The 8,799-nt window shown below is 71.9% G+C and carries 6 protein-coding genes; 4 read left to right on the top strand and 2 right to left on the bottom strand.

Translation table 11 applies throughout. The features are described 5' to 3' along the window. The 4 genes from GXW74_RS14015 to GXW74_RS14000 form a co-directional block, all read left to right on the top strand. On the top strand, positions 1-2,086 hold a 2,086-nt coding region (locus GXW74_RS14015), incomplete at its 5' end, for a mechanosensitive ion channel domain-containing protein (protein WP_211847133.1). Between the two features lie 78 nt (positions 2,087-2,164). After that, entirely contained in the window at positions 2,165-3,679 is a 1,515-nt protein-coding gene (locus tag GXW74_RS14010) for a M81 family metallopeptidase (protein ID WP_246523323.1), read from the top strand. Between the two features lie 383 nt (positions 3,680-4,062). Then, a complete protein-coding gene (locus GXW74_RS14005) occupies positions 4,063-4,665 on the top strand; it encodes a hypothetical protein (protein WP_211847131.1) in 603 nt (200 codons plus the stop codon). Positions 4,666-4,682: 17 nt separating this feature from the next. Next, positions 4,683-5,948 (top strand): hypothetical protein, encoded by a 1,266-nt coding sequence (locus GXW74_RS14000; RefSeq protein ID WP_211847130.1) that lies wholly within the window; start codon positions 4,683-4,685, stop codon positions 5,946-5,948. A gap of 131 nt (positions 5,949-6,079) precedes the next feature. On the opposite strand, the gene GXW74_RS13995 is transcribed toward GXW74_RS14000, so the two are convergent. Both GXW74_RS13995 and GXW74_RS13990 read right to left on the bottom strand, forming a co-directional pair. After that, positions 6,080-8,326 (bottom strand): xanthine dehydrogenase family protein molybdopterin-binding subunit, encoded by a 2,247-nt coding sequence (locus tag GXW74_RS13995; RefSeq protein WP_211847129.1) that lies wholly within the window; start codon positions 8,324-8,326, stop codon positions 6,080-6,082. Between the two features lie 11 nt (positions 8,327-8,337). Further along, a complete protein-coding gene (locus GXW74_RS13990; protein WP_211847128.1) occupies positions 8,338-8,790 on the bottom strand; it encodes a (2Fe-2S)-binding protein in 453 nt (150 codons plus the stop codon). Positions 8,791-8,799: the final 9 nt, after the last annotated feature.

Genomic DNA, 8,799 nt, shown 5'->3' with positions numbered 1-8,799 from the left:
CCCGGCGCCCGGCGCCGCCGCGCCGGCGACGCCGGCAACCCCGGGCGCTCCCGCCACCCCGGGCGAGCCGGCGCTGCTCGCGCCCAACACGCTCGGCGCGCAATTGCTCACCGGCGCGTCGCAGCGCCTCTCGGCCCTGTCCGAACAGCTCGTGGCGACGGTGCAGGCGATCGCGGACCTGCCGTCGATGGTCGCCTGGCTGTCCTCGATGGCGCGGGACCCGGTGACCCAGTACCGGGTCATGGATGCCTCCTGGAAGCTGATGCTCGTTCTCGGCCTCGGTCTGTTCGCCGAGTGGATGGCCGTCCGGCTGCTCGGACGGGCGCGCGATGCGCTCGATTCGCGCGCGCCGGAGGAAGGCGAGGCCTTCTCCTGGCTGCGCAAGGTGCCGCTGGTGATCGCCCGCCTCGGGCTCGACCTGCTGCCGATCGCCGCCTTCGCCATCGTCTCCTATGGGCTGATCGGCGCCGTGGGGCCGCTGCCGACCACCGAGCTGGTGATGCTGACGGTCAACAACGCCTACATGGCGTCGCGCGCGGTGATGGTGGCCTCCCGCATGGCGCTCTCGCCGGCCTCGCCGATGCTGCGGCTCCTGCCGGTCGGCGACGAGACGGCGGCCTACATCACCGTCTGGCTGCGGCGGATCACCTTCGTGCTGGTGGTCGGCTACGCCACGGCCGAGGCCGGGCTGCAATTCGGCCTGCCGTGGAGCGCCTATGATTCCATCCTGCGGGTCTGCCTGCTGCTGGTGACGCTCTTCCTCATCATCGTCATCCTGCAGAACCGGACCGCGGTCTCCGACCTGTTGCGCGCCCCCGGGACCGAGGATGGCGACGGCGTGGCGCCGCAGCGCCGCGTGCTGCGCGCCGTACGGGACCGCCTGGCGGATATCTGGCACCTGCTCGCCATCGCCTGGCTGATCGCCGCCTGGGGCGTCTGGGCGCTGGAGGTGCAGGGCGGCTTCTGGCGGCTGTCGCGCATTTCGCTGATGACGCTGGTGGTGCTCGGCATCGCCAAGCTGGTGGACCTGGCGATGCGGCGCGCCCTGGCCCGCGCCTTCCGCATCACGCCGGACCTTGCACGCCGCTACCCGGGGCTGGAGGCACGGGCCAACCGCTACCTGCCGATCCTGAAGGGCACGCTCTCCTTCATCATCGGCGCGCTGACGCTGCTGTTCCTGCTCGAAGCCTGGGGGCTCGACGCCTTCGCCTGGTTCGGCCAGGGCAAGCTCGGCAGCCGCCTGGTCGGCTCGCTGGCCTCCATGGGCTTCACCCTGCTGGTGGCGCTGGCGGCGTGGGAGGCCGCCAACGCCGCGATCCAGCGCCACCTCGCGCATCTTTCGCGCGACGCCAAGGCGGCGCGCAGCGCCCGCGTGCGCACGCTGCTGCCCATGCTGCGCACGGCGCTGATGATCACCATCGTCATCATCGTCGGCTTCATCATCCTGACCGAGATCGGGGTGAACGTCGCGCCGCTGATCGCCGGTGCCGGTGTCGTCGGCATCGCCATCGGCTTCGGCTCCCAGACCTTGGTACGGGACGTCATCACCGGCATCTTCCTGCTGTTCGAGGATGCGATGGCGGTGGGCGACGTGGTGCAGGTGGGCGGGCTCTCGGGCGTGGTCGAGCAATTGTCGATCCGCTCCATCAAGCTGCGCGCGATGGACGGCAGCCTGCACATCATCCCGTTCAGCGCCGTGACCACGGTGACGAACATGACGCGTGACTTCGCCTTCGCCGTGGTTGACGTGAGCGTCGCCTACGGCGAGGACACCGACCGCGTGACCGAGGTGCTGAAGGAGGTCGCCGCCGAACTGCGGGAGGACCTCAAGTTCCGCCCGGCGATACGGGACGACCTCGACATCCTGGGCGTCGAGCGGCTCGCCGATTCCGGCGTCGTGATCCGGGTGCGGCTGAAGACTGAGCCGTCCCAGCGCTGGGCGGTGGGGCGCGAGATGAACCGCCGCATCAAGAGGCGCTTCGACGAGCTCGGCATCGAGATCCCGTATCCGCACCAGAAGCTGGTCCTCGAGAAGTCGGGGGACCGCCACCCGGCCGAACAGGCGCCCGCCGCGGCGAGCGAGTGAGCCACAACCCCCGGGAGGGCGCCGATCGGCGCCTTGCCGCCCGCCGCACCTTCCCGACACGATTTCCAAGGCTTGTCCATGACCGCGCCCCGCATCGCGCTCGCCGCCTTCATGCTGGAGAGCAACGGCCACGCGCCCCCCGCCACGCGGGCCGAGTTCGAGGCTGCCTGCTGGCTGGAAGGCAGCGCCCTCGGAGCCGACCTGGCGCGCCCGGTGCCGCGTGCGCCCACCGCGCTGACGGGTTTCGTCCGGGCGATGGGTTCCGGCCGGCCATGGACCCCGGTGCCGCTGGTCGCCGCCGCCGCCGGCGCCTCCGGCCCGATCGAGCAGGAGGTGTTCGATGACCTGGTGATGCAGGTCGAGCACGGCCTGCGCGCCGCCATGCCGCTGCAGGGCGTCTTCCTCTCCCTGCATGGTGCCGCCACGGCGACGGTGGAAGTCGATCCCGATGGCGTGCTGCTGGCCCGCGTTCGCGCGGTGGTGGGGCCGGATGTGCCGGTCATCGCGACGCTCGACCTGCACGCCAACGTCTCCCGCGCCATGGTCGAGCACGCGGACGTGCTGATCGCCTTCGTCACCAATCCGCATGTCGACATGATGGAACGCGGTGCGGAGGCGGCGGCTGCGATGCGCGCCATGCTCGGCGGGCTGCGCCCGCGCAGCGCCTTCGTGAAGCTGCCGATGATCCCGCCGGCGACCAGCCAGAACACCGACTGCGGCCCCTATGCGGACGCCATCGCCCATGGCCGCTCCTTCCTGGATCATGAGGTGATGAACGTCTCCATCTCCTCGGGCTTCTCGCTGGGGGACACGCCGAAGAACGGGCTGTCGGTGATCGTCACCACGCGCACGGACCAGGCGCGCGCGCAGGCGGTGGCGGAGGAGATCGCGCGCTTCGTCTGGTCGTCCCGCGGCCGCTGGGTGACCAAGCTGCTGCCGCTGGAGGACGCCGTGCGCCGCGCCAGAGCAGCAGGCGCCGACCCGCGTGCGCCTTCGCTGCTCTTCGCCGATGTCGCCGACAATCCGGGCGGCGGCGGGCGCGGCAACACGGTCTGGATCCTCGAGGCCTTCCACGCCGCCGGCGTGGAGGGCGCGGTGCTCGGCGTGTTCAACGACCCCGAACTGGCGGCGGAGGCGCATCTGCTGGGTGTCGGCGCACGCTTCGTCGCCCGCTTCAACCGCGCCGAGACTCACCCGCTCTCCCACGGCTTCGCGGCCGGCGCGGTGGTGGAAGCCCTGCATGACGGCCGTATCGCCGGCCGCCGCGGCATCTATGCCGGCCGGGAGGTGGATCTCGGCCCGATGGCGCTGCTGCGCATCGGCGGGCTGCGCGTCGCCGTCGCCACGCAGCGCCGCCAGCTCTGCGAGCCCGCGATGCTGGAGGCGCTCGGCTTGGACCTCGCCGCGGTGCGCAGCCTGGTGGTGAAGTCGCGCGGCCATTTCCGCGCGGGCTTCGACGAGGTCTTCTCGCCGGACCGCATCCTGGAGGTGGACGTGCCGGGCCTGACGACGGTGGTGCTGCAGCGCGTGCCCTGGCGCCAGGTGCCGCGGCCGATCTGGCCGCTCGACCCGGCCATGGATTGGGCACCGTAGTGTCCTGATTCCGAGATCCTGCGGACCTCGGAATCAGGAGACAAGATTGGATTCCGTTCGCCTTGGCTCGTGGCAGCCCATGTTGCGCACGGTTTTCACGAGCATTCTTGCCCGATCACGTGATCCCGCCTGACCGGGCTTTGCGCTGGCTCGACCAAAAGCGGCGCCGTCCCTCCCGCGGGCGTGGCGGCGCGTCACCGCTGGTCCTTCGGCCGGCACCGCATGCGTTCTCGCGGGTGCAGGGGACCGTGTCCCCTGCTGGGGGAGCCCGCGGGGGCACGGCCCCCTCGGTGCGCCTCCGCACCGGCCCGCCTTCGGAATGGCTTGGCCTGCACCATCGTGCCGGCAATACTCCCCCCCCCCCCACGGACAAGGGAGGCGCGGTGACTGCCGAGAAGTGCCAGGGGATCGGGTGCTTCCCGCCGACGCTGCGCGCGCTGCTCGAGGCCGAGCTCGCCGCCGGCAACACCGTGCTGGAGGTCGGCTTCGGGTCGCCCGCGCCGCCGGTCGGCGCCTTTGCGCGGCTGGCCCGCCCGGTTGCCACGCGGCCGCGCGCCCCCACCGCGGAGATCGGTTTCCACGACCGGCAGAGCCCCCTCTGGTCCGGCGAATGGACCGATGCGCGGCGCCACTTCTTCGTCCTCGAACCGCCCTCTCTGCCGTCGACCATGCCCGACATGGATGCGATCCGCCGCGCGGCGAACCCGCCGCCGCCCGCCCCGAGGGCCGGCCCGCCCCACCTGACCGTCGAGATCGATCGCCGCGGCGAGATGCTGACCTGCCGGGAGGGGGACCGCGTCGCCACCATCATCTGCACCTTCGGCCCCGAGCCCCGTCTGGTGCCGCGCACGCTCGAGGGTTGGTGGGTTCCGGCGGAGAGCCGTTCCGTGCCCATCGCGCCGGAGGAACGCGCCCGCCTCGTCGCCCGCATCGCCGAGCATTGCCGCCGCCACCTCGGCATGCATGGCCTGGCCATCGAAGACTGACCGACGGAAACCCCCACATGCCTTGGCCAGCCGCCATCTTCCTTGGCCTTCTCACCGGCCTGATCGGCGGCATCTATGCCGGCCTCGTCGCGGACCGCGCGGCGCCCTGGCTGCGCATCTCCTCCTTCGAGGGCGGGTCCGGCTACTTCGTGGTGTTCATGGCGCTGCTCGGCTTCCTCGGCAGCACCATCGCCGGCATCACCACCTGCCGGCTGGCGGGCGAACCGGGCGGCGCGGGCATCGCCCGCGGCTTCGGCGCAGCGCTGCTGGTGGTCGGCGGGCTGATCACCGCCGCCGGCTTGCTCGCCTGGGCCCAGCGGGACGTGCAGCCCCTGGTGGGCGGGCAGCCGATCGACCTGGCGCTGGAGCTCCGCCTGCCGGCGGGCGCGGAACGGCCCGCGCCGGAGCCGGCGGAGACGCCCTATGTGCACCTGTCCTCCGGGCCCAACCTGCGCTCCAGCATGGGCGACTGGAACCTGGAGGAGGCGCGGTTCGAGGACGGGCACTGGATCGTTCCCGGCCGCGTTCCGGTCACCATCTCGCAGGCGCCGCGCATCCTCACCGTCGGGCGCTTCGGGCCGGAGTCACAGTATGTCTCGCTGCCCGTCCCGGCGCGGCCGGGAGCGCTGGAGGAGGCCTGGAGCCCCTGGATCGGGTCGTATCTCGGCTCGGGCAGTCCGGACCCGGCCGAGGCCTCGCACCATGTCCGCTATCGCGTCGTGCGCCGCCCTCCGCCGGCACCGCCGCCGCCCGCCCCGCCGAGCGCGGCGGCGCTGCGCCAGGCCGCCTTCGCGGCACTGGCACCCGATGCGCCGACAGCCGCCTTCCTGGACTTCGCCATCACCGACGGGTGGGACGAGGTGCGGACCGAGGCGATCCGTATCGCGACAGCGCGGCCCGATTTCGCGGCCGCGATCGTCGGGCACATCGCCGGGCCGGACGCGGCGGCGGCGCGAGAGGCGATGTACATCATCGGGGAGATGCGGCCCGCGCCGGCGGAACTCGGCGACGCGGTGCGCGCACGGGCTGCGGAGGTGGTCCGCATCGCCGAAGCCATTGACCCGGCGGCGGAAGACAGCCGCGACCGGCTCTATGCCGAGGCACACGAACTCGCGATCGGCGTCGTCGCGGCATCCTTCGGGCTGCGCGCCGCAGGAGTGGACCTGCGGCCGGAACTGCGGGCGATGGCCGAGGCCTGCCGGCCGCGGGAAAAGGCACCGCCGCATGCCATCGCGGATACGGCGGAACGGGTGGCCAGGTTTTTCGAGCAGGAGGGGCAGTAGGCGGGGCGAAGGGAACTTCCCCCCGCACCCCCCAACCTTCTCTGTCATGTGGGAACTGACTTCGGCTGTCAGTTTCCAAGGGCCAGAGAAGGAAGGGGGCTCGGGGGAGGTTCCCCTCCCCCGACCTTCCCCTATGAACCCGAAAGCCTGGTCTTGCTGAACGGCAGGCTGCGCATCCTCTGCCCCGTCAGCGCGAACACCGCGTTCGCCACCGCCGGCGGCACGCCCGGCGTGCCGGGCTCGCCCACGCCGCCCATCGGCGCGCCGCTTTCGACGATGCGCACATGCACGCGCGGCATGCGGTCGCGGCGCATCACCTGGTAGGTGTCGAAATTGCGGGTTGTGACCTCGCCGCGTTCGAACAGCACTTCCTCGGCGAGCGCGGAGGAGAGGCCGATCGCGACCGCGGACTGGACCTGTTCCTCGATGGTGCGCGGGTTGACGATGCGCCCCGGATCGATGGCGACCCAGACGTCATGGACCACGACCTCGCCATCCTTCACCGAGGCCTCGGCGATGGTCGCGACTTCGGACCCGAAGGGCGAGGCCATGGCGACGCCGCGGGCGCGGCGCGTGCCGTCCGGTGCCTGGAAGGGCCCGCGCCGCCAGCCGCCGGACAGTTCCGCCACCGCGTTCAGCAGGGTCCGGTGGCGTTCGCTGTGGGCCAGCAACGCCATGCGGAAGGCGAAGGGATCCTTGTTCGCGGCGTGGGCGATCTCGTCGAGGAAGGACTCGAAGAAGAAGTCGTTCATCGAATGCCCGACCGAGCGCCAGAAGCCTAGATTCACCCCCGGCGGGTGCGGCACGGGCACGAATTCCACGCGCTTGGCGGCGAAGCGGTACGGCTTGCCTGTCAGCCCTTCCATGATGGAAGCATCGACCGGCGGGTTGCCGAGCGAGGCCGCGCCGAAATGCCTGGTCATCGGACCTTCGCCGTAGCCCGCCGCCTGCAGGGCGACGACGTCGCCCACCACGTCCAGCCCGGCGCGGAAGGTTGCGAAGGTGAGCGGGCGATAGGCGTCGCGGGCGAATTCCTCCTCGCGGCTCCAGATCACCTTCACCGGGCGGCCCGTGGCCTTGGCGAGCAGGATCGCCTGTGGGTGCGCATTGGCGCTGCCATAGGCGAAGTGCCGGCCGAAGAAGCCCCCCAGCGGCGGGGAATGGATGCGGACCTTCGCAGGCTCGAGCTGCGCGACGCGGGCGGCCGTCGCCAGGAAGAAGTCCGGCGCCTGGTTCGGCACCCAGACATCGAGCGTGCCGTCGTCATTGAAGCGCGCGGTGGCGGAGGGCGGCTCCATCTGCGCATGCGCGAGGTAGGGCGCGTCGTATTCGGCTTCGATCACGCGGGCGGCGCCGGCGAGGGCGACGCGGAGGTCACCCGCCTCCTCGGCGGTATTGCCCGGTGTGCCGGCCGCCGCCTTCAGGCGGTCCAGCATGGCGGCGGGCGAGAAATCCTCCGCCATGACGGGGCCGGCGAGTGCCTGCCAGGCGACCTGCGCCTGCTCCACCGCCTTCTTCGCATGCCACCAGGTGTCCGCCGCCACGGCGACGGCGCCGGGCAGGCGATGGACGGAATGCACGCCGGGCAGGGCGCGCAGGGCGGCCTCATTGGTCACGGCGGCGGGCTGCGCGCCGGCGCGCGGGGCGTGCACGACGGCCGCGAGCAGCATGCCCTCGACCTTCACGTCGATGCCGTAGGTGACCTTGCCGGTGGATTTCGCGCGCACGTCGAAGCGCGGCACCCGCCTGCCGATGACACGGAAGGCGGCCGGGTCCTTGAGAGGGACATTGACCGGCGGGGTCAGCGCCGCGGCGGCCTCGGCGAGTTCGCCGTAGGTCAAGGCACGCGCGGACTCGCGGTGGACGACGCGCCCCGGTTCGGTCGTCAGCGCCGTGGCGGGCAATGCAAGCCGCGTGGCGGCGGCCTCGATCAGCATCGCCCGCGCGGTGGCGCCCAGGGTGCGGAAATGCGCGAAGGAGGAGCGCACCGAGAAGGACCCGCCGGTGAAGCGCACATTGCCGCCCTGCATGACCCGGAAGTCCTCCCCCGGGGGTGCGCAGGCGACGACGAAGCCTGCCGGGTCGGCATCGAGTTCCTCCGCCACGATCTGCGCGACGGCGGAATCGATGCCTTGCCCACCTTCGACGAAGGGATTCTGCAGGTGGATCTTCCCGTCCGGCGCGATGCGGAGATAGGCGTTCACCTTGGTCGCATGGCGCAGCGCGGCGGCGGCGGAGCCCTGCGCGCGCGGCGTTCGCGCGGGCAGGGCAAGGCCGAGGAACAGGCCCGCCCCGGCGGCGGCGAACATGCCGCGGCGGGAGAGGTTGACGGGCCGGCCAGGCGGCATGGCGGCGGCGAGGGCGTCCTCGGTGCGCATGGCGGCTTCCCTCATGCCCGCTCGGCGGCGAGGCCGATCGCGCGGGCGATGGCATTGTAGGTGCCGCAGCGGCAGATATTGGTCATCGCCGCCCCGACCTCCTCCGGCGTCGGCTTCGGCGTCGCGGCGAGCAGCGCCGTCGCCGCCATCACCTGGCCGGACTGGCAGTAGCCGCATTGCGGCGCCTGGGCCTCGACCCAGGCCTCGACCACCCTGCGGCCGACGGGGTGGTCCTCGATTGCCTCGATGGTGGTGATGGTGCGGCCGGCGGCGGCCTCGGCCGGCAGGGAGCAGGAACGCATGGCCTCCCCGTCCACCAGCACCGTGCAGGCGCCGCACTGCGCGACGCCGCAACCGTACTTGGTGCCGGTCAGGCCGAGTTGTTCGCGCAGCACCCACAGCAGCGGCGTATCGTCTTCCACGTCGAGCCTGTGGACCGTCCCATTGACGTTCATTTCGATCATCGTGTCGCT

Origin of the sequence: Neoroseomonas eburnea, assembly GCF_018129005.1 — a bacterium.
Classification (GTDB): domain Bacteria; phylum Pseudomonadota; class Alphaproteobacteria; order Acetobacterales; family Acetobacteraceae; genus Neoroseomonas; species Neoroseomonas eburnea.
Note: the sequence above shows the minus strand (reverse complement) of the source record. Positions and strands in the feature narration are given on the sequence as shown.